Annotated in this window: 17 protein-coding genes; 15 read left to right on the forward strand and 2 right to left on the reverse strand. The window is 61.5% G+C overall.

All coding sequences use genetic code 11. From position 1 onward, the window contains the following. Window position 1: 1 nt before the first annotated feature. The 7 genes from CQ020_RS09285 (at window position 2) to CQ020_RS09315 (ending at window position 11,814) form a co-directional block, all read left to right on the forward strand. Entirely contained in the window at window positions 2-1,939 is a 1,938-nt protein-coding gene (locus CQ020_RS09285) for a DUF5107 domain-containing protein (RefSeq protein WP_258141795.1), read from the forward strand. 185 nt (window positions 1,940-2,124) lie between these two features. Further along, window positions 2,125-6,417, forward strand: coding sequence for a family 43 glycosylhydrolase (locus CQ020_RS09290; RefSeq protein WP_105691585.1), 4,293 nt, complete (start codon window positions 2,125-2,127; stop codon window positions 6,415-6,417). Between the two features lie 98 nt (window positions 6,418-6,515). Continuing rightward, a complete protein-coding gene (locus CQ020_RS09295; protein WP_105691586.1) occupies window positions 6,516-7,139 on the forward strand; it encodes a hypothetical protein in 624 nt (207 codons plus the stop codon). A gap of 93 nt (window positions 7,140-7,232) precedes the next feature. Beyond that, complete coding sequence (locus CQ020_RS09300; RefSeq protein WP_181151826.1) at window positions 7,233-8,237, forward strand: DUF916 domain-containing protein; 1,005 nt, start codon at window positions 7,233-7,235, stop codon at window positions 8,235-8,237. Window positions 8,238-8,471: 234 nt separating this feature from the next. Next, window positions 8,472-9,788: an ABC transporter substrate-binding protein gene (locus CQ020_RS09305; RefSeq protein ID WP_105691588.1), complete on the forward strand. Its 1,317-nt coding sequence runs from the start codon at window positions 8,472-8,474 to the stop codon at window positions 9,786-9,788. Between the two features lie 116 nt (window positions 9,789-9,904). Beyond that, entirely contained in the window at window positions 9,905-10,915 is a 1,011-nt protein-coding gene (locus CQ020_RS09310; protein ID WP_105691589.1) for a carbohydrate ABC transporter permease, read from the forward strand. Beyond that, entirely contained in the window at window positions 10,912-11,814 is a 903-nt protein-coding gene (locus CQ020_RS09315) for a carbohydrate ABC transporter permease (RefSeq protein WP_026543159.1), read from the forward strand. Before CQ020_RS09310 ends, CQ020_RS09315 begins: the two co-directional genes overlap by 4 nt. 32 nt (window positions 11,815-11,846) lie before the next feature. On the opposite strand, the gene CQ020_RS09320 is transcribed toward CQ020_RS09315, so the two are convergent. Next, window positions 11,847-12,977 (reverse strand): LacI family DNA-binding transcriptional regulator, encoded by a 1,131-nt coding sequence (locus CQ020_RS09320; protein ID WP_105691590.1) that lies wholly within the window; start codon window positions 12,975-12,977, stop codon window positions 11,847-11,849. A 90-nt stretch (window positions 12,978-13,067) separates the two neighbouring features. Beyond that, entirely contained in the window at window positions 13,068-14,159 is a 1,092-nt protein-coding gene (locus CQ020_RS09325; RefSeq protein ID WP_258141796.1) for a LacI family DNA-binding transcriptional regulator, read from the reverse strand. Window positions 14,160-14,223: 64 nt separating this feature from the next. On the opposite strand from CQ020_RS09325, the gene CQ020_RS09330 reads away from it, so the two are divergent. The 8 genes from CQ020_RS09330 (at window position 14,224) to CQ020_RS09370 (ending at window position 22,667) form a co-directional block, all read left to right on the forward strand. Next, a complete protein-coding gene (locus CQ020_RS09330; RefSeq protein WP_105691591.1) occupies window positions 14,224-15,141 on the forward strand; it encodes a carbohydrate ABC transporter permease in 918 nt (305 codons plus the stop codon). Between the two features lie 153 nt (window positions 15,142-15,294). Continuing rightward, window positions 15,295-16,101 carry a carbohydrate ABC transporter permease gene (locus CQ020_RS09335; RefSeq protein ID WP_223945426.1) on the forward strand — a complete coding sequence of 269 codons (807 nt, stop codon included), beginning with the start codon at window positions 15,295-15,297 and terminating at the stop codon, window positions 16,099-16,101. Between the two features lie 70 nt (window positions 16,102-16,171). Further along, on the forward strand, window positions 16,172-17,527 hold the full coding sequence (locus CQ020_RS09340) for an ABC transporter substrate-binding protein (RefSeq protein WP_105691593.1): 1,356 nt from the start codon (window positions 16,172-16,174) through the stop codon (window positions 17,525-17,527). A gap of 72 nt (window positions 17,528-17,599) precedes the next feature. Beyond that, entirely contained in the window at window positions 17,600-19,369 is a 1,770-nt protein-coding gene (locus CQ020_RS09345) for a beta-galactosidase (protein WP_105691594.1), read from the forward strand. A 2-nt stretch (window positions 19,370-19,371) separates the two neighbouring features. Then, entirely contained in the window at window positions 19,372-20,367 is a 996-nt protein-coding gene (locus CQ020_RS09350) for an aldose 1-epimerase family protein (protein ID WP_105691595.1), read from the forward strand. Between the two features lie 2 nt (window positions 20,368-20,369). Then, window positions 20,370-21,344 (forward strand): UDP-glucose 4-epimerase GalE, encoded by a 975-nt coding sequence (gene galE / locus CQ020_RS09355; protein ID WP_105691596.1) that lies wholly within the window; start codon window positions 20,370-20,372, stop codon window positions 21,342-21,344. Between the two features lie 30 nt (window positions 21,345-21,374). Further along, window positions 21,375-21,590, forward strand: coding sequence for a hypothetical protein (locus tag CQ020_RS09360; protein WP_105691597.1), 216 nt, complete (start codon window positions 21,375-21,377; stop codon window positions 21,588-21,590). 453 nt (window positions 21,591-22,043) lie between these two features. Beyond that, window positions 22,044-22,667, forward strand: coding sequence for a hypothetical protein (locus CQ020_RS09370; RefSeq protein WP_105691599.1), 624 nt, complete (start codon window positions 22,044-22,046; stop codon window positions 22,665-22,667). The last annotated feature ends 13 nt before the right edge of the window (window positions 22,668-22,680 follow it).

Here is a 22,680-nt window from a genome sequence, read left to right on the forward strand (position 1 = left end):
CGTGGCAGACACAGCAACCTCCAACCTCACCGTCACCACCATCTCCCTGACCATGGCGGAGCTCGGCCCCTTGAACCCCCTGCCGGTAGTCGCGGCCGAGCTCGACCAGCCCTACACGGTGGGCGAAGGCGTCCCGGACGAACTCCAGGCATCGGCCCGGTACGGGGTGGTTCCCAATGTCTACCCGTATCTGATGCAGGACGGCTACAGCCGCGAGGCGGCACCCAGGGAACTTCCCGCCGTCGTGCTTGAAAACAGCAAACTCAGGGTGACGGTCATCCCGTCGCTGGGCGGCCGCATCTGGGAACTGTTCGATAAAGCGACGGGCAAGCAGCTCCTCCACACCCACGATTCCCCCCAACTGGCCAACATCGCGCTGCGCAAGGCGTGGTTCGCGGGCGGGCTGGAGTGGAACATCGGAACCCGCGGGCACTCGCCCACCAGTTGCGATCCACTGCACACGGCCATCGTGCATACGCCGGACGGCAAGCACATCCTGCGTATGTGGGAATTTGAAAGGCTGCGCGAGGTGGTGTTCCAGGTGGACATGTGGCTGCCTGAGGACTCGCCTGTGGTGTTCGCGGCGGTGCGGATCCGCAACCCCAACCATCACGACGTCCCCATGTATTGGTGGAGCAACGCGGCCATCCCGGAGACCGAGCGGACCCGGGTGATCGCCCCGGCAGAGGAGGCCTTTGGCAGCGACTACGCCACGGACATCACCCGCGTCACACCCACCCGGCATGAAGGCTACGACGGCACCTGGCCGGTCAACAGCCCGCACGCGGCCGACTTCTTCTTCGACATCGACCCCTCCGAACGCCGGTGGGTTGTAGCAGCGGACGACGACGGCGACGGGCTGGCGATGCTGTCCACGGGACTCCTGCGGGGAAAGAAGCTCTTCGTGTGGGGCCAAGGCCAGGGCGGTAAACGCTGGCAGGAATGGCTGAGTCCCGGAGCTGGACCGTACGCGGAGATTCAGGCCGGCCTTGCGCAAACGCAGTTTGAACACCTGGTGATGCCCGCGGGTGCAGAGTGGGCGTGGGTTGAGGCCTACGGCAATGGGCACCTGGACCGGGACAACTCGCACGGGACCGACTGGGACGCCGCTGTAGCCCACGCCGGTGAGCGCCTGGAGCAACTCTTGCCGCACGAGGAACTGGAGGCCATGCTGCCTGGAGCCATCCGCGATGCTGACATCCCGCCGTCGAAAATCCTCGTCCAAGGCAGCGGCTGGGGTGCTCTTGAGCGGGCCCGGCGGCACAAAAACGGGAAGGCCTGGGTGGATGAGAGCGGAACCCCGTTCGGGGACGGGAGCGTCACCGCGGAACAGGCGCCATGGCTCGCGCTGCTGCAGGGAACAGCGTTCGACGGCGCGTCCAGTTTCGTAGCAGGGGCGGACTGGGAGGACGTGCTGGCAGGACAGGAAAGCCCGGAGGGTCAATTCCATCTGGCCACGATGAAGCATGCCCGGCAGGACCTGGAGGGCGCGACGTCCGGATACCGGCACGTGCTGGCCGCGGCGGATGCCAGGCCGGGAACAAAGGCCTTGGCACATCGCGGCTTGGGCCTTGCCTTGCTCGCGGCCGGGCAGGACGCCAAAGGACTCGCTCAGCTCCGGGCAGGCGTGGAAGCTGACCCCTGCAACGCAGCCTTGCTCATGGAGGCCATCACACTGAGCATCCGGCACGGGGACCCGGGCATGGCGCTGGAACTGAACCACGCGGCACCCAGGGAGGGCGCCGGCGTCGGACGTCTGACGTTCCTCAGGGCGCTGGCGCTCGCAAGGACCGGGAACTCCGCCGCAGCGGCCGCGATCCTGCGCGGGGGCGTGGAAATTCCGGACCTCCGCGAGGGGGAGGACGCGATATCCGCGCTGTGGCAGGAAGTGTGCCCGGGAGAGCCGGTGCCGGCGGCGTACCAATTCGGGATGCATTAGTCCGTTCGAGGGATAAAAAACCCCGGGATAGTGCGTTTCGGAGGGGAATGCGCTATCCCCGGGTGTCATCTGTTGGACATCTGAAGGTCAATAAAAATCAACCCTTGACGGGTGATGTGTGTCACTGTATGTTTACGTAAACCTCTTCTATGTTCACGTAAACATGAACGGATTGGATTTAGACAATGTTGTCGAGCTCGCACGCATCGTCGCGTCATCGTTTAGTCGCGGCCCTAGCTGCTTCAACCCTCGCCCTGGGCACCCTGCCACTACTAGCCTCGCCAGCCTCCGCTGCTGAGGATCTTGTCCTGACCCCCAACCCCGCACAGGCCGGGCCGTCGTTCAAAGGCTGGGGCACCAGCCTGGTCTGGATGGCCAACGCCACAGGCCAGTACCCGGAAGCCATCCGGAACGATCTGATTGACAAGGTCTTCGGTGACGACGGCCTGAACCTGAACATCGCCCGCTACAACGTGGGTGGCGGCAACGCCACTGACATCCCCGACTACCTCCGTCCGGGTGGCGCCGTTCCCGGCTGGTGGAACCCGAATACGGGCCTCTCTGACCAGGCCGGGCCGATCACCACCAACTATGCTGACCGGGACCGTTTCCTGGCCGCCTGGACCGGCGAGAACGACTCCGACTACAACCTCGACGCCGATGCCTCCCAGCGAGCCTGGATCGCGGCCATCAAGGACAAAGTCACCACGTGGGAGGCCTTCAGCAACTCCCCGCCCTACTTCATGACCGAAAGCGGCTACGTCAGTGGCGGTACGGACCCCAACGCCGACCAGATCAAGCCCGCCGCCATCGATAAGTTCGTCAATTACGTCAAGAAGGTAGCTGAGCACGTCGAAGAAACTGAGGGCATCAGTTTCGACACGATCAACCCCCTCAACGAACCCAACACGAACTACTGGAAGACCACCTTCGGTGGCAACGGACTGCCCAACGGGGGAGGCCAAGAGGGTGCTCACGCAGGCCCCGCCCTGCAGTCCCAAGTGCTGACCGCCATGGCTGCCGAGCTCGCCGAGCCCGGCACCACCACTGAGGCCAAGGTCTCCGGTCCGGATGAGACGTCGCCGAGCCGCTTCCTGGAAGATTGGAACGGCTGGACTCCGGAAACCAAAGAGGCTGTCAGCCAGCTGAACGTCCACACCTACTCCACTGGCGACCGCCTCGCGGTTCGCGACATCGCCAAGGCAACAGACAAGCCGCTGTCCATGAGCGAAGTGGAAGGCAACTGGGGCGGTGACTCCTGGAATCCGGAAAGCATCGAAAACGGTCTGGGCATGGCCACCCGCATTACCGATGACCTCCGTGAGCTCGATCCTGAGTCCTGGGTGCTGTGGCAGCCGGTCGAAGACCTCTACAACATGGAACTGGGCGAGAAGAAGAACTGGGGATCCGTCTTCATCGACTTCGACTGCAACGCCGACGGCGACTCCGTGCGGCGTTTGGCTGCAGGCGCCGCAGATCCTTCGTGCCGCACCGCGGTGAACTCGAAGTACAACACCATCCGCAACTTCACCCACTACATCGCACCGGGTGACCGGATCATTCCCACCAGCGACGGCAAGACCACATCTGCGCTGAAGGCTGATGGTTCCGGCCTGTCGATGGTGCACACCAACGATTCCGATCAGGCCAAGACCATCAAGGTGGACTTGTCCAAGTTCGCAACGATCGCCGCCGGTGCAACGGTTACCCCGGTGGTGACCACCCAGTCTCCGTCCGGCGACCCAACGGCCAACGCACTTGTCAGTGGCACCGCCGTGGCAGTCGACGCCGGAACGCGCTCGGCGACGCTGACTGTTCCTGCCAAGTCCGTCACCACCTTCGTGGTGAACGGAGCATCCGGCATCGCAGCCGATGCGCCGGCGGTACAGGATGGACAGTCCTACAGCTTCGTTGGAGTTCAGAGTGGCCGCGCAGTTTCGGCTTCGGACGGATCTCCCAAGACGGTGCTCTCTGATTCGGTGGCTGGCGGCAACCAGGTGTGGAAGGCAACCCTCATCGCTGATGAAGACGGCACCACCCGTGACCGTTTTGTCCTGAGGCTCGCCGATGGCCGTGCTTTGGCCGCAGATTCCAATGGCACCACGCTGCGCACCATCACCGATGAGGAAGCCCGCACGGATAGCTCGGCGCAGTGGTTGTTCAGCACCACGGACGGTACCTCGTTCAGCCTCCTGAATGCTGGCGTTCACCAGGTCCTGGACGTCTCGAACCAGTCCACGCATGAAGGTGCTTGGATTGGGTTGTGGACCTCCAACGGTGGGGCCAACCAGGCCTTCACCCTCCGGAACGCCAGTGAGGGCACCGGCTACAACAGCTTCCGGCCCGGCCAGGACTGGCGGGATAACAACGGAAACCTCATCCAAGCCCACGGTGGTCAGGTGGTCACGTCCAAGGATTCCGCCGGCAAGACCATCTACTACCTGTACGGCGAAGACCGTACCAACGGCTACCACTCGGCACCGGGCGTGCATGGTTACAGCTCCTACGATCTCTACAACTGGAAGGACGAGGGAGTTGCGCTGAAGACGTTGTCCTCACGCGGGCAAATCGACTCGGATCCGTACTTCCAGAACCTGTACTCGGGCTACACCACGGAGCAGAAGGACGCCGTCTACCGTGACCTCGGTACGGTTCCTGTAAATGGCCAGACCCCGCCGATCCTTGAGCGGCCCAAGGTCATCTACAACGCTGCCACCAACAAGTGGGTCATGTGGGTGCACGCTGACGGACCGTCGTCGTGGTCTACCGCTCAGTACGCCAAAGCCAACGCAGGCGTAGCAATCTCCGATTCGCCCTTCGGGCCGTTCCGGTACATCGACAGCTACCGCCTTCACAAGGCAGCGGCCGGCGATCCCACCAACAAGGCTCCGAATAACCCGGGCATGGCCAGGGACATGAACCTCTTCGTGGATGACGACGGCACGGGCTACATCATCTACTCCAGCGAAGAAAACGCCACCATGTTCATCTCCAAGCTCAACGCTGACTACACCTACTTGTCCGCCTCGCCGGACACCGCGGTGGAGGGTGTGGACTTCCGGCGGGCCTTCGTCAACCAGTCCCGCGAATCACCGGCCATCATGAAATACAACGGCCGCTACTTCATCATCTCTTCGGGAACCACTGGTTGGTCGCCCAACCCGTCACGGTACGGCACGGCCACCAGCATTCTGGGGGAGTGGACCGACAAGGGAGATCCGTTCAGCAGTGACGTGTCCTGGAACTCCAACAACTCCCAGCCGTCCTCGGTGATCCCCGTAGACCCGGCTAACGGCAAGTTCATCTACATGGGTGACCGCTGGAACGGCGGATCGGACCAGGCCCTGGCCACCGCACCCATGGTGTGGATGCCTATCCAGATGGGCGAAGGCGGCAAGACCCTGGCAGTGAAGGCACCGTCCGAGTGGAAACTTGAGGACCTTGACGCGAACGCTGCATGGGACGTCGCCGGTGTTCCTGCCAGCCTGGCTGTGGGCTCAACCTTCAGTGTGAACTCCGTGACGGTCACCCAGAACGGGCAGAGCTCCACCCAGCCGGTGACCTGGCAGGTCAGTGGCAACACGAACACCGTGGGCGTCATTACTGCCACGGGCACGCTTCCCGGCTTCGGGAACCGGACGTTCACCCGGACCATCCCGGTGGTTCCGGAGGGTGTTCAGTACGCAGTGAACGCCGGTGGGCAGCAGACCGCTGACTGGACCGCCTTGATGGCAGCGGCAGCCCAGGACGGTCCTGTCCTGAACAGCGCAGCGGACCAGCCGTTCGGTGCTGACCCGGTCACGGGCAAGAGCTGGGGTTATGAAAGTGAAGGCAGCGGCGTGACAGGCACCGCTGATGACAACATATTCACCACCCTCCGTTATGCAGCAGCTGGCCGGGACCTGAGCTACAAGTTCAATAATCTGGCTCCGGGTACCTACACGGTTTACGCCGGATACTACGATCCGTGGGCCCAGTGGGATGACCGCGGAGCGAAGGTCACCGTCAACGGTGCCGTGGTTGAGGCTGATCACGACTACAGCGGCGACTACCAGTCCGCGGCCTACCAGAACGTCACGGTAGGAACGGACGGGAAGCTGACCTTCTCACTGAGCCCCACCCGGGGCCCGGATGTGCAGTTGAGCTGGCTGATGATCGCCAACCCGGTGCTCACCGAGACCGCACCGCAGTTGAAGGTCACCGCAGTGGCAAGCACCAAGTGTGTTGCCGGCAAGGTCACCGTGACTGCGCAGCTGACGAACAACGACACGAAGTCGGTTCAGGCCACCTTCACCTCGGCATACGGAACCAAGACCTTCGCTGAGGTCAAGCCGGGCAAGAACGCGCTCCACGCCTTCAGCACCCGTGCTGCTTCGGTACCAGCAGGCACCGTGGCCGTTGAAGCCAAGGCCACAGTGAACGGACAAGCCGTGACAGTGACAGCGAACGCCGCCTACAACGCAGCATCCTGCAACTAATCTGACGCTGGTGGCCCGCCTGATTGGCGGGCCACCAGCCTCTCTTACCCCCAACCTTCCGGCTGAATCGCCGGACCTTCGTGAAAGAAGCATGAAAAGTGAACCGACATAAATTCCTGGCCCGAGGCGCAGCCATTTCGACTGCAACGGCGTTGTTGCTGGGTGTCGCCGGAATGGCGATGGCAGACCAGAACCACGGCGATCAGGATGTCGATGTCAACGTCGGCATTACCGAAATCGTCGACGGCGGTGTGTTGGCCATGAGCGTGGCGGGCACCGCCACAGCCCTGACTGAGGATGGCTCCACACCCACGGTGCGGCAGTTCAAGGGCACCCTGCCTACCGTGACGGTGACAGATACCCGGTCCCCGGATGAGATCCCTGCCGGTGCCGGCTGGTACGTGCTGGGCACCTCAACCGATTTCGCCGGCGGCGCGGGACAGCCGGCCATCGGCGCCTCCCACCTGGGGTGGGCACCGAAAGTCATCGACGGCGGCGCGTCCGGTCAGGTAGCCGAAGGCGACCAGGTGAACACCTCGATGGATTCCGGCGCCAACGCAGTAGGCCTGGTGGATCAGGAACTGCTCGCGCTGGCTTTGGATTCGGGAGCAATTGCCTCTGAAGGGCAGTGGACAGCCAACGCTGACCTGTTCATGAAGACGCCTGCCACCGTGGCGCCGGGCAACTACACCGCGAAGCTCACTCTGTCCCTGTTTGAATAGATGCGCCGGAGGTATCTTCATCCTATGAGGCTCCCAATGCTGGGGCAGGCCGGTTGTGCTGCCCCAAGGCGGCTTGTCGTAGCCATGTACCTAGTGGCATCAGTAATCTTTGCCAGCATCGCTTTTGCGCCGGCCGGCTTTGCCACCACCGGTGATCCCACGGCAAGTCCGGTCACGTGGGCCGTGACTCCCGCGGACGCCACGGGCCCTGACGGCCGCTCGTGGGTGGAACTGGAAGTCGATTCCGGGGTGAGCGTGGATGAATATTTGGCGGTCAGAAACCTCAGCGACAGGGACGTCACTTTCTCTCTCACTGCGGCTGATGGGTACTTCACTCCGACCGGCCGCTTCAACATGCTCCCTGGCGACAAACAGTCGGTAGCTGCAGGTACCTGGATCTCCATGGACAAGACGGTCACCGTAGCCGCGGGAGGTACCGCCGTCGTGCCGTTCACGGTGACGGTCCCGGACAACGCGACACCAGGCGATCATGCAGCGGGTATAGCTGCCTCGATCTATTCACAAGGCGGCGCGGACGGGACTCAACTGGGCGTGGAGAGCCGCGTCGGGTTCCGGGTCATGACCCGGGTAAAAGGAGAGGTCAAACCCGCGCTGAGTATGAAGGCAACCGCTAGTTACGATACGTCGTGGAATCCCTTGGAACCCGGATCCGCGGACCTCACGGTTGACCTCGAGAACACGGGCAACGTCCGTTTATCCGTGGACCCCTCCGCTATGATGAACGACGCCCGGTGGCCGGCCGCTGGGACTGACGAAGCGCGAACTCTCGAATTGCTGCCCGGAGATCGTCGAACCGTCAGCATCCACGTCCCTCAGGTGTGGCCGCTGGGCATGATGACCTTGCCAGTGACGGTCTCGCAAGGGGTGATTGCCCCTGACGGTGCCACCCAGGTGCTGGACCCGGTGCGGGAAAGTGTGACGCTCTGGGCGATTCCGTGGCCGCAGCTCGCCGTTCTTATTGCTTTGTTGCTTCTGTTTGCGGGTCTCTTCCGGGGGCGCAAGCGGCGGAAGAAGGAGCTGGTCCGGCTGGTGGAAGAGGCCCGCGAGGCCGGGCGTCGGGAAGCGGGAACCCCCTGATTTTGGGGTGCTTGCCGCGCTCCCGTAAAAGAACCGGAATGTAGCAAAAATCCCTTGTAAAACCAATGATGTTTACGTAAACTTCTTGCAACTCAATGTTTACGTGAACATCCACAAGAATGTTGATTAGATCCGGCGACTTTCTGCTTCCACAGGCCCACACTTGAGCTATCTCACGGTGCGCATGCGGATGTTGGACAGTCTCACGAAGAACCACGATCCAAAGGAGTAATCATGGCTGTAAATCTTGGCCCGTTCCAGGCGGCGGAAGGCGCCGGTCCAGGACGGCGAACCTTCCTCAAGACACTTGGAATTGGCGCCGTCGCCGCCTCCGGCATCCCCTTGCTGTCAGCATGCACGGGTGGTTCCGGCCCCGCCCCTGGTGCTTCATCAAAAAGCCTCACCTTCGGCTCGGGTTCATCGGACGAAGTTCCCCGCGCTGCCTACAAGGCAGTAACGGACGCCTTCACCAAAAAGTCGGGCTTCGACGTGGTGACCAACGTGGTTCCCCACAACGACTTTCAGAACAAGATCAACTCCTACTTGCAGGGCAGCCCGGATGACTCCTTCACCTGGTTCGCCGGTTACCGCATGCAGTATTACGCCGAGAAGGGCCTGCTGGCTCCCGTCGACGACGTCTGGGAGAAGATCGGCGGAAACTTCTCCGACGCCATCAAGAAGGCTTCCACCGGTCCTGACGGAAAAATGTACCTGGTTCCGAACTACAACTACCCGTGGGGCTTCTTCTACCGGAAGAGTCTCTGGGCCGAAAAGGGCTATGCAGTTCCGGCCACTTTCGATGAGCTGACAACCCTGGCGGCCAAGATGAAGGCAGATGGCATCATCCCGATCGGCTTCGCCGACAAGGACGGCTGGCCGGCTATGGGCACCTTCGACTACATCAACATGCGGCTCAACGGATACCAGTTCCACGTAGACCTTACTGCGCACAAGGAAAGCTGGGATCAGAAGAAGGTCAGCGACGTCTTCGATACCTGGAAAGCACTCCTGCCGTTCCAGGACCCCGCAGCACTGGGGCAGACATGGCAGGACGCAGCCAAAGCCCTCGAGGCCAAGAAGACCGGCATGTATCTCCTGGGCTCATTCGTGACACAGCAATTCACGGATCCGGCAGTACTGGCGGACATCGACTTCTTCCCGTTCCCCGAGATCGCCATGGAAGGCACTGATGCCGTTGAGGCTCCGATCGATGGCCTGCTGCTGTCGAAAAAGGGTGGCGAGAATCAGGCAGCCCGCGACTACCTTGCCTTCATGGGAACTCCTGAGGGCCAGGACGCCTATGCGGCCGTGGATACCTCCAACATCGCAACGGTGAAGGGCGCTGACGCGTCCAAATACTCTGCTTTGAACAAGAAGTGTGCGGACACCATTGCCAACGCGAAGTACATCAGCCAGTTCCTGGACCGCGATGCGTTGCCGGCCATGGCCAACAACGTCATGATTCCGGCTCTTCAATCCTTCATTAAGGATGGAAGTGTTGACGTGAAGAATCTGGAAGCGCAGGCAAAGTCGCTCTACGCGGCCCAATAGCGTAGGCCCGCCCTGGCCATACGGTTGCTGGTCAACCGGCCAGGCGTCCCGAGCAAGGGTCGGCCGCGGATTACACCGTGGCCGGCCCGTGCGCGACGAATACCAAAGGAATTCCCATGAGTACCACAGCCGCAAAACCGGCCTCCCCGAACAGCGGGCCCACCACAGGCGGCGCCCAACCCGGGCCAGCACACGCCCCGTCGGCAACTACCGGACGAAAGCGCAAGAAGTCCGGGCGGGTTCGTCGCCTAAGCCGCCGGGACAAAATCGTCCTCGGCGTGATGGTGGGCCTCCCAACGCTTATCCAACTGCTGTTTGTCTGGTTGCCCACCCTGGCCTCGATTGGGCTGAGCTTCACCCGATGGAACGGGCTGGACTTGGCCGACATCAAGTCTGCCGGGACGGAAAACTATGAGTTCATCAGCCAGAACTACCCACCGTTCTGGCCGGCCATGCAGCACAACGTGCTGTGGCTGGCTTTCCTGGCCCTGATTGCAACGCCGCTGGGCCTTCTGCTCGCTGTGCTCCTGGACCAGAAGATCCGGGGAAGCAAGATCTACCAAAGCATCTTCTTCACGCCCGTCATGCTCTCCCTGGCATTGATCGGTATCATCTGGCAGCTCTTCTACAACCGCGACAGCGGTCTGCTGAACTTCCTGCTCGGGACGGCCGGCACGCCCCAGGCCGTGGACTGGTTCGGTGACTCGAACGTCAACATCTGGGCCGCCATGATCGCAGCTACGTGGCGCCACGCAGGCTACGTCATGATCCTTTACTTGGCTGGCCTGAAGGGTGTGGACCCCGCCCTCAGGGAAGCAGCGTCGATTGACGGCGCCAATGCTGTTCAGACCTTCTTCCGCGTAGTCTTCCCTGCCATGCGCCCGGTCAACATCGTTATTGTGGTCATCACCATCATTGAGTCCCTCCGCGCTTTTGACATTGTCTATGTCATCAACCGCGGCACCAACGGGCTTGAACTGCTCAGCGCCCTGGTGATCCAAAACCTGATCGGTGAAGGACAGGTGATCGGCGTCGGTTCAGCATTGGCCGTGGTACTGCTGGTGATTTCCTTGGTACCGATTGTCTTCTACCTCATCCGCACCTTCGGCAAGGAGAAAGAGGCATGAGCACCATCGCCCGTACCCTTCCAGTCCAGAACGGCAGGACCGGCAAGACCGGCAAACGCCACTATGGCACTCACATCTTCCTCATCGTCATGGCCGCCATCTGGCTTGTGCCGCTGCTCTGGTCGCTCTATACGGCACTCCGTCCCAAAGAGGACACCGACAAATACGGCTACTTCAGCTTCGGCGGCAGCTTCGGCTTCGAGAACTTCGTCCAGGCGTGGAACCAGGGAGGTTTCTCGAAGTACTTCCTGAACTCAGTCCTGATCACCGTTCCCACCGTCCTGCTGACGCTTCTCTTCGCGTCCATGATGGCTTTTGCAGTATCGCGGGTGAGCTGGAAGTTCAACATCACGCTGCTGATCATGTTCACCGCCGGCAACCTTCTGCCACCGCAGGTCCTTGCAGCACCGCTGTTTGAGATGTTCAAACACGTTTCCCTGCCGTACTCCATCAGCGATTCCGGTAACCTGCTCAATACCTACATAGCCGTCATCATCGTGGACACTGCTTTCCAGATCGGCTTCTGCACCTTTGTGCTCTCCAATTACATGAAAGCCCTGCCGCAAGACCTGACGGAAGCTGCGTTGGTGGATGGCGCTGGAATCTGGCGGCAGTACTGGAACATCATCATGCCACTCTGCCGTCCGGCCCTCGCGGCCCTGGGCACGTTGCAGGTCATCTTCATCTACAACGACTTCTTCTGGCCGCTGTTGTTCATCCAAAGCGGTGACAGGCTGCCGATTACCACTGCAATCAACAACCTTCAGGGCCAGTTCCTGAGCAATTACAACCTGATCGCGGCTGGTGCCATGATCACCCTTATTCCAACCATGATCATTTACTTGGTCCTGCAGCGACAATTTGTGGCCGGACTGACGTTGGGCGCAAGCAAGGGGTAAGCAGTATTGAAAGGTGTAGCTGCGGAGGAGGGTTAACCCTTGTCCGCAGCTACGCGCTTTTTCCGGGCAGGTGGCCTTGCGCTGGCAGGGGGAGCGGCAGTGCTCTTGCGCACCACCATGCTGGTAGGCACGGTGGTGAAATCGTCCACTGATCCGGTGCCGGCGATCTGCTGAAGCAGGTTTTCGATGCTCAGGCGGCCCACGGCGTAGAAATCCTGGTGGATGGTTGTCAGAGGCGGCCAGAAGGATGTGGACTCGTCCAGGTCGTCGAATCCCACAATGCTGACATCGTCCGGAATGCTCCGTCCTTGTTCGTGCAGAGCACGCATTGCCCCCAGGGCCATTTGGTCATTGGCGGCAAAGATGGCCGTGACATCCGGGTTGCGTGCGAGTTCCAGTCCGATTTGGTAGCCGGACTCGGTGGACCAGTCGCCGTGGAGGACGGGCGGCGGATCAATCCCGGCCTCCTCCAACGTCCGCTTCCAGGACTCTTCCCGGTGCGTCGCCGAGAAGGAGCTGGTGGGTCCACCAATATGCCACACCTGCCGGTGGCCAAGGTCCAGGAGGTGCTGAGTGGCGAACCTTGCACCCTGGGCCTGGTCCGTATCCACCATGGGATAGCCGAAACCGGCGTTGGAATCGATCACCACGGCCGGGAGGTCCTCAGGAAGCGTTATGTCAGCGTCATCCAAAAGGTGGGCTTCGAAGATGACCACCACACCGTCGACTTGCTGCTCCCGCAGTCTTTCGTAAGCCCCGGACACGGTTCCGGTGGTGGGGTCCTGCACGGGGATGAGCGTCACTGAATAGCCCGCCTGCGAGGCAGCCGTGGCGATGGCGTCCAGGGTTCGCATATTGCCGAAGCTGGAGAGTGTGAACATGATGACGCCGATGGATTTGAACTGGCCGCTCTTGAGCGCACGTGCGGCCCTGTTGGGCCTGTAGCCGAGCTGCTTCATGGCGTCGAGCACGCGGTTCTTCGTGGTTTCTTCAACGTTGGTGAGTCCATTGGAAACCCGGGAAACCGTCTGTGCGGAGACGCCCGCGGCCTTTGCCACGTCCCCGATGGACGGGCCTCGAGTGGCGCGCTTCTTGGGCGCGGGCTTCGCGGACTCCTTGGGCGGGACCGCCGGAGCCTTGGTGGTGGTGTTCTCCTGATCCATGTTCACCTCAACAGGTTACTTGCAATCGCTGCCTATTTGCCTGAGAACCAAGCCGTGCGCCGGAAGTATCCACAGGTCGTCAGCTGGTGATTACCCGGCCGGCGCGGCCGTGCTTTTGCGCACCATGAGGCGGGTCGGCACCGTGGTGACGACGCTGGCCGGGGTGTTTCCGGCGATCTGCTGAAGCAGCTTTTCAATGCTCAGCCGGCCAACTGCGAGGAAGTCTTGACGGATGGTGGTCAGCGGAGGCCAGAAGGACGTGGATTCCTCGAGGTCATCAAATCCCACAACGCTGACATCATCAGGGATGAGGCGCCCAAGTTCATGAAGGGCTCGCATTGCCCCGAGCGCCATCTGGTCGTTCGCGGCGAAGATTGCGGTGACTTCCCGATCGCGGCCGAGCTCCATCCCCACCTGATATCCGGATTCGGTGGACCAATCTCCATGAAGGACGGTGGGCGCTTCAATGCCTGCCTCGTCCAGCGTCCGTCTCCAGGACTCTTCCCGGTGCCTGGCTGAAAAGGAGGACACCGGGCCCCCTATGTGCCAAACCTGCTGGTGGCCTAGATCGAGGAGGTGCTCGGTAGCAAAGCGCGCACCCTCGGCTTGGTCTGTATCCACCATGGGATAGCCGTAACCGGGGCTTGAGTCGATAACCACAGCGGGGAGGTCCTCGGGCAACGTAATGTCCGCACGATCAAACAGGTGCGCCTCGAAGATGATGACCACCCCGTCCACGTCCTGTTCCTTCAGCCGGTTGTAGGCACCTGTCACGGTACCCGTAGTGGGATCGTGGAGGGGGATGAGGTTCACCGAGTAGCCGGCCTGTGACGCAGCCGTGGCGATTGCATCCAGGGTGCGTCTGTTGCCATAGGTCGAGAGATTGAACATGATGACGCCAATGGATTTGAACTGACCGCTCTTGAGTGCGCGGGCGGCCCTGTTGGGTCGATAGCCCAGTTGTTTCATGGCGTCCAGCACCCGCTGCTTGGTCTTTTCTTCAACATTCGTCAGGCCGTTGGATACGCGGGAGACGGTCTGGGCGGAAACTCCGGCTGCTCGTGCAACATCGCCGATTGAGGGGCCACGGGCAGCTCGGGCACTCCTGACCGAGGGTGAATCGCTGGTGTGCGACGTGCTGGCCAGGCTAACACCGTCTGCGGCATCCTCTTGTATGTTCACCTAAACATGCTAATCTTCTTTCAAGAATGTTTGCGTAAACATAGCGAGAAGAGAAGAATTAATCATGACAACGACGTCGCCCGTGGCCGACGCTCCACCCTTGGTCCAATCCCGCAAGCGCGCAGGTCGATGGATGGGGTGGGCATTTGTGGGCCCGTTCATGGCTGTCTTCCTGCTGGTATTCGTGGCTCCAGTCCTCTACGCGTTCTACCTGAGCCTCTTCCAGAACCAGATGGTGGGCGGGGACAAGTTCGTTGGGGGAGCCAACTATCTTCAGGCGCTTGGCGATCCCCAGTTCTGGGACTCCGTGATCAGGGTGGCCGTCTTCCTGGTGGTCCAGGTCCCCATCATGTTGTTCCTCGCCCTTTTCGCAGCCTTGGCACTGGACAGCGGACGTCTCCGCGCGTCGTCGTTCTTCCGTATTTCGGTGTTCCTCCCGTACGCGGTCCCCGCAGTGGTGGCGACGCTGATGTGGGGATTCATTTACGGCCCCAGGTTTGGCCTGTTCGGCAGCATCAACGACTTCTTCGGTTTGAACCTTGGGGAGCCCCTGTCTTCCAGCTGGATCCTCGCCTCAATCGGCAACATCAACACCTGGGAGTTCACCGGCTACAACATGCTGATCTTCTATTCGGCGCTGAAGGTCATCCCCGCCGAACTGTATGAAGCAGCAAATCTTGACGGAGCAGGCACGTTCCGGGTGATCCGGAGCATCAAGCTTCCCTCCATCCGCGGGGCTATCGGCATAGCGAGTATCTTCTCGGTCATTGGCAGCTTCCAGTTGTTCAACGAGCCGAACATCCTCAAGGCGTTGGCACCAAACTCCATCAGTTCCTACTTCACGCCGAACATGTACGCCTTCAACCTCTCGTTCGCGGGCCAGCAGTTCAATTACGCCGCAGCGATCTCCATCATCATGGGCGTCCTCACGGTGGTGGTCGCCTATGTCGTCCAAATTTCCGGCTCGCGAAAGGATGCCTAGCCCATGTCCGTCCGTTTGAGCCCAGCCCATTCCCGGGAGACTTCGCCCAAACCGTCACCGGCTGCGAAGACCCGGCGGTCACCTGCACCCACGTTCAACACCCGGCGCCGCGGCGTCACCCGGAAGCGCAGCTCCGTCCTGCTCACCATCCTGATGGGGGTTATGGCGGTGTACGCCCTGCTTCCCTTGTTCTGGCTGGTGGTCAATTCCACCAAGACCCAGACGTCCCTTTTCAGTTCGTTCGGCCTGTGGTTCTCCGGGGACTTCGCACTGTGGGACAACATTGTGGGCACCCTGACCTACAACGACGGCGAATTCCTGCGCTGGCTTGCCAACACCATGCTCTACGTCGTGGTGGGTGCCGGCGGGGCGACGTTCCTTGCCACCCTGGCCGGCTACGGACTGGCCAAGTTTGATTTTCCGGGCAAACGCGGCGTCTTCGCAGTTGTTCTCGGTGCCGTGGCTATTCCAGGTACGGCGTTGGCAGTCCCGACGTTCCTCATGTTCAGCCAGATGGGGCTCACCAACACCCCGTGGTCCGTCATCATTCCGTCCCTGATCAGTCCGTTCGGGCTCTACCTGGTGTGGATCTATGCCCTCGAGTCCGTGCCGACGGAAGTGCTGGAGGCAGCCCGCATGGACGGAGCAGGGGAGTTCCGGACCTTCTTCACCATCTCGCTGAGAATGCTGGCGCCAGGCTTCATCACCGTCCTCCTGTTCACCGTGGTGGCCACGTGGAACAACTACTTCCTCCCCCTGATCATGTTGAGCCAATCAACCTGGTACCCGCTCACCGTGGGGCTCAACAGCTGGAACGCCCAAGCGACCACGGCCGGAGGCGAGGCCATCTACAACCTCGTCATCACCGGATCACTGCTCACTATCGTGCCCATTGTGGGGGCGTTCCTCTTCCTCCAGCGCTTCTGGCAGTCGGGACTGTCTGCCGGAAGCGTCAAGTAACAAGCCCCGACGACGGCGACCTCCCGCCGTCGTGAATCTCCCAAACCGCATCTGAAAGGCACCACATTCAATGAAGAACAATCATCGCTTCCGGCGGGCAGCCGGCGCCGCTCTGGCGGCAAGCCTCCTGATGGGTGGCCTCGCCGCCTGCAGTAGCTCCGGAACCACCGCAAACGCCGGAGCCGAAGGCGCCAGTGCCGAGGACATCGCCAAGGCGCTGGACACGGAGACCACCCTCACGGTGTGGGGTTGGGCGCCGCAGCTCGAACCAATCGTGGAGGCCTTCGAAGCCAAGTACCCCAAGGTCCACGTCAACCTGGAGAACGTGGGAACGGGCAACGCCCACTACACCAAGCTGCAGAACGCTGTTAAGGCCGGAAGCGGGGCTCCGGACGTTGCACAGATCGAATACAACGCCCTGCCGCAGTTCGCCCTGTCCGATTCCTTGGTCAACCTGAAGGACTTCGGCGCGGAGGAGCTCAAGGACAATTACACTGCGTCAACTTGGGGATCGGTGAACCTCAACGGTGGCGTCTACGCCCTGCCGCAGGACTCAGGTCCCATGGCCATGTTCTACCGGGCCGACGTCTTCGAAAAGCACGGCATCAGCATCCCCACCACGTGGGATGAGTACGTTGAAGCCGGCAAGAAGCTCCACGCTGCCGACCCCAAGGCCTACATCACCAGTGACACCGGCGATGCCGGCTTCACCACAAGCATGATCTGGCAGGCCGGCGGCAAGCCTTACACACTGGACGGAAGCACCAAAGTAGCCGTTGATCTCCAGGATGAAGGCGCCAAGAAGTGGACCGGCACCTGGAACCAGCTGCTCAAGAACGATCTCCTCTCGCCCGTCACCAGCTGGAGCGACGAATGGTACAAGGGCCTCTCGGACGGCAGCATCGCCACCCTGATCATTGGCGCATGGATGCCCGCCAACCTCGAATCAGGCGCGGAGGCAGCCAGCGGCAAGTGGCGGGTAGCCCCGATGCCGACCTACGAGAAGGGCGCAGCCGCAACGGCTGAGAACGGTGGCGGTGGCGACGCCGTACTGAAGCAGAGCAAGAACAAGGCTGCAGCCTACGGCTTCCTCCAGTTCGCAAACGGCCCTGAAGGATCCAAGATCCACGCTGCAAACGGTGGCTTCCCCTCCACCACGGCCGATCTTGAGAGCGATTCGTTCCTGAACGCCGAGAACGCCTACTTCGGCGGCCAGAAAATCAACAAGGTCCTGGTGCAGGCGTCCAAGGACGTGGTGCCGGGCTGGAGCTACCTTCCCTTCCAGACCTACGCCAACAGCATCTACAGCGACACCGTTGGCCAGGCTTACGGCTCCAAGGGTGAACTGAACGACGGCTTGAAGGCTTGGCAGGACGCCACCGCCAAGTACGGACAGCAGCAGGGCTTCACCGTTACCACCAAGTAAGGCCGTGGCGCGGGTTCCAGGGCGTCCCCCGGTCCTGGACTCCGCTCCACCATTTCAGATTGGATTTCCCCTATGCCAACCTTCACCATCGGCGAGCAGGACTTCATGCTCGACGGTCAGCCCCATCGGATTCTCTCCGGCGCTTTGCACTACTTCCGCGTCCATCCGGATCAATGGGCGGACCGGATCCGGAAGGCCCGGCAAATGGGGCTCAACACCATCGAGACTTACATTCCGTGGAACGCCCACGCTCCGTCCCCGGAGGTCTTCGATACCTCAGGTGGCTTGGACCTTGGCCGTTTCCTGGACCTGATCGCCGCTGAAGGGATGCACGCCATCGTTCGCCCGGGGCCGTACATCTGTGCGGAGTGGGACAACGGCGGGCTCCCTGCCTGGCTGTTTGACCGTGGCGCTGCTGCCATCCGAGCCGATGATCCCGTGTATATGGCAGCCCTCACCGAGTATCTCGAGCAGCTCGCACCCATCCTGGTTCCCCGCCAGATAGATGCCGGCGGTCCCATCATCCTGATCCAGATTGAGAACGAGTACGGTGCCTACGGCGCCGACCGTTTCTACCTGGAAAAGCTCGTCAAGGTCAACCGGGAAATGGGGCTGACCGTGCCGTTCACCACGGTTGACCAGCCGCAGCATGACATGTTGGCTAACGGCAGCCTCCCGGAACTGCACAAGACGGGCTCGTTCGGTAGCCGCTCTGCGGAGCGCCTGGAAACACTTCGCCGCCATCAGCCCACCGGCCCCCTCATGTGTTCTGAATTCTGGGTGGGCTGGTTCGATCACTGGGGAGCGCACCACCACACCACAACCGTGGAGCAGTCCGCCAACGATCTGGAGGTGCTGCTGGAGCTTGGCGCGTCCGTGAATATCTATATGTTCCACGGCGGCACCAACTTTGGATTCACCAACGGCGCGAACGACAAGGGTGTTTACCAGCCGATCGTTACCAGCTACGACTACGACGCCCCTTTGGACGAAGCTGGAAACCCGACGCCGAAGTACTGGGCCTTCCGCGAGGTTATTTCCAAATACACAACCCTCGACGACGACGACGTTCCGGCCCCGCCTCAGCTTGGTTCGGCACTGTCCGTAAACCTGACGCAATCACTGCCGCTGTGGGATTGCCTGGACCGGCTCGGGAAGTGGACCTCGCACGAGGGAATCCGCTCCCACGACGAGCTGGGCCACTACTCCGGATTCACTCTCTACCGCAGAGGAATCGAAGTTTCCGGTCCCGCTGTGCTGGAGTTCGACGAAGTGCGTGACCGGGCCCAGGTATTCCTGGACAGGGTGCCGGTGGGAATTCTCTCCCGGGATCACCATGAAAAGTCCCTGGCGCTGCCCCATGACGCGGTGGGCACCCTGGAAATCCTGGTGGAGGACCAAGGGCGCGTGAACTATGGTCCCCGTTTGGGGGAGTCCAAGGGCCTGATCGGAAATGCCCGGATCAACGGAGAAACTCTCTGGAACTGGGACATCCTTCCCTTGGAACTCGACGACGCAGTTCCAGTCTCAGCGGCATTGGAGGAACAACCCTCCCTTCCTGACGTACCAGTGTCCGGGCCTGTCTTTGTCCATGGGACTTTTGACCTCCCCGGCGGTGGCGATACTTTCCTTTCCACCAAGGGCTGGACCAAAGGAGTGGTGTGGATCAACGGCTTCTGCCTGGGACGGTACTGGTCGCGAGGACCGCAGGCCACGCTTTACGTTCCAGGCTCCCTCCTGAGAAAGCACGGCAACACCATCACCGTGCTCGAACTCCAAGCAGCCACCCGCAGCTCCGTTTCCTTCGTGGCCAGCCACGATCTGGGCCATACGGAGTTCTGACCATGACACTGACTCAAGCAACAACGGCAGGAATTGCTGCTCCGACCGGCCGGCAGTTCCGGATTTCCGCGGAACCGGGGCCAGATGGCCACGTGGTCTCGGCAGTCATCACTGAGCTCGGCGGCACCATCCGCAGCCTCACCGTGGACGGCGAGCCGTTGATCGAGGAGTTTCCCGAGTTCGGTCTCCCCAAACATTGTGAGGGCGAGATCCTCATTCCTTGGCCCAACAGGGTCCGGGATGGGCGCTGGTCCTATGACGGGAAAGACCTCCAGCTGGCCATCAGCGAACCCGAGCGCGGCAACGCGATTCATGGTCTCGTCAAGCTCCGTCCCCACACGCTGGTCCACCGGTCCGGCAGCGAGCTGACGCTGCAGGTTCGGATCTATCCGAGCGAAGGCTATCCGTTCGCTGTGGACGTGCAGACCACGTATTCGGTATCCCCGCAGGGGCTCACGGTCACCCACGCGCTGACCAACAAGTCAGCCATGCCCGCCCCTGCGGCCATTGGTTCACACCCGTACATGCGGGTTGGAGCTACGCCCATGCAGGACGTTTCCCTGACCATCAACGCTGCCTCTTATGTGGTGGTGGATGAGCGTCTGAATCCCGTGGGCACGTCCCCTGTCTCCGGGACGCCCATGGATCTATCCGCAGGGCCCAAGGTGGGCTGGTTGCAACTGGACACAGCGTTCCTGGATCTCACTCCGGCGCCGGATGGAAGGTACAGGCACCTCCTGGAAGCACCCAACGGAGACGCCGTTGAGGTCTGGGGCGATGCCAACTATCAGTACGCGCAGGTGTACACCACCACGAGCTATCCAGCGGGAGGCCACCGGACCGCGGTAGCGGTGGAACCCATGACGGCGCTCCCCAACGCATTCAACTCCGGTGCCGGCCTGCGCTGGCTTGAACCAGGGGAGGAGTGGATCTCGACCTGGGGGATTTCACATCGGCTCGGCCCCGCACAGGGCAACCACCTTAGAGGAGAGAACTGACCATGGCATGGCTAGTAACTGGAGGTGCCGGGTACATCGGTTCCCATGTAGCCCAAGCGCTGATGGATGACGGTCACGACGTAGTGGTCATCGATGACCTGTCCAGCGGTAAGCGCGGATTTGTGCAGGAAGGTGCCGCTTTCGAGCAGGGATCACTGCTGGATACTGGTTTCCTCAAAGAGGTATTCGAGCGCCACGATGTAGCGGGCGTGATCCACCTGGCGGGATTCAAATACGCGGGGGTATCGGTTGAATGGCCCCTTCACACCTATTTCCAGAACGTCACCGGTACAGGAAACCTTTTGGCTGCCATGGAAGCAGCCTCTGTGCAGGCGATCGTCTTTTCCTCCAGTGCCGCCGTGTACGGGAACACCGACGTGGACTTGGTGACCGAATCCACGCCAACGAGGCCGGAATCTCCCTACGGCGAATCCAAGCTCATTGGTGAGTGGCTCATCGCAGACCAATCCCGGGCAACCGGGCTGCGGCATACATCCCTCCGGTATTTCAATGTGGTTGGATCCGGGATCCTTGACGTGGTGGATGTCAGCCCGCACAATCTCTTCCCCTTGGTCTTCCAAGCGTTGAAGGACGGCGCAACGCCAAAGATCTTTGGCACGGCATACGCCACGCCGGACGGTAGCTGCGTCAGGGACTACGTCCACGTTGCTGATGTGGCCGCGGCCCACGTGGAAGCCGCCCGGAAACTCCAAGAGGGCGTTGACCTAGAGCCGGTCTACAACCTGGGCAGCGGTACCGGGGTATCAGTTCGCCAGATCATGGCTGAAATGGCCTCTGTGACCGGGATTCAGTTCTCTCCACAGATTTGCGCAGCCCGGCCCGGCGATCCTGCCCGGATCGTCGCTTCCGGCGAACTGGCACGCCGCGACATCGCTTGGGAGCCGAGGCATACGCTCCGGGACATGATCTCCAGCGCCTGGGCGGCAGCCGGGAACCAGAAGTTATCCACTCACTAGCACTGCAACGCACTATCTCAAAGGAACATCATGATCGAGGCGCCTGAACTTTTGGCAACCATCACGGCTACCAGCAGGACCACCATGGAGAACAACCTCAACGCTGCCATCCAAGCTGCGGAGCAGCGTGCGCGCAATGAAGGCCGCCGAGGGATCCTGGTCACGCGGCTGGACTATGCGTCCTACACGGTGGAACTCTCACCGGACGTGCCCTACGGCTACACCTATGAGAAGCATGACGCCTGAGGGATCGCGGGGCACACCTCGCTCCGCCCGGCGGCGTTTCACTGTTCGAATTCGTTCAGCGGATTCTGCCAGGATCCTGTTGTCATGCGTGCTGGTCGGTTTCAGCCTGGTGCTGGGGCTTACGCCGGGTTGGGCGTCGGAGATCAACGGCTCCGACATCAAGATCAGTGTTGACATTGCGCCGCGCACACAATGTAGCGGCCAGTGTCTTCCGAACGGACTCCCCGCGACGGGCCTCGACCCCGTAGGGGCCCTCGTGGCTGCCGGGCTCTGCGGCGGGACCGGGTTGCTCCTCCTGTTCGTCGGGCGCGAGCAAGCCGCTACCCGGCAGAAGGGAGGGTGACGTTCCGCCGACTGGATTCTGTATACGAGCACAGAGTCCGTCCTGGCGCTTCCCTTACCGACACCTCTGGATATGAATCTCCCCTCGCATCGCAATGAAGGAGTAAGACGATGAGCAAAGCAAGCTTGATCGTAAGAATCTCAGCAGTTGCCGCTGGCACTGCCGTACTGGCCGGCGTGGCCGGAGCCGCAATGGCTGAAGAAAACCATGGCGACCAAGACGTCGACGTGAATGTGGCGATTGCGCAGATCGATGAGCCTGGAATTCTGGCCATGAGCGTGGCAGGAACCACGGCCACCCTGACGGAAGCCGGCTCGTCTCCCACCGTCCGCCAGTTCACAGGTTCGCTGCCCACGGTAATGGTGACTGATACGCGACTCCCGGACCAGATCCCGGCCGGCGCCGGCTGGTACGTCATTGGTACATCCACCGACTTCACGGGAACCACGGGCCAGCCGGCGATCGGGGCTGGACACCTGGGGTGGTCGCCGTCATTGATCGACGGCGGTGAATCTGGCCTGGTCGCTGAGGGTGACGTTGTGGAAACGGTCATGGACTCGGGCGCGGACGCAGTGGGCCTGGTCGACCAGGAATTGCTGGCCCTGGCCCTGGACTCAGCAGCAATTGCGCCTGAAGGGCAGTGGACCGCAACGGCCGGCTTGTTCCTCCGTACGCCGGCTACCGTCGCGCCCGGCGACTACACCGCGAACCTGACGTTGTCGTTGTTCGAGTAGACGCATTGGTGGT

It is taken from the genome of Arthrobacter sp. MYb23, from assembly GCF_002979775.1.
GTDB lineage: Bacteria > Actinomycetota > Actinomycetes > Actinomycetales > Micrococcaceae > Arthrobacter.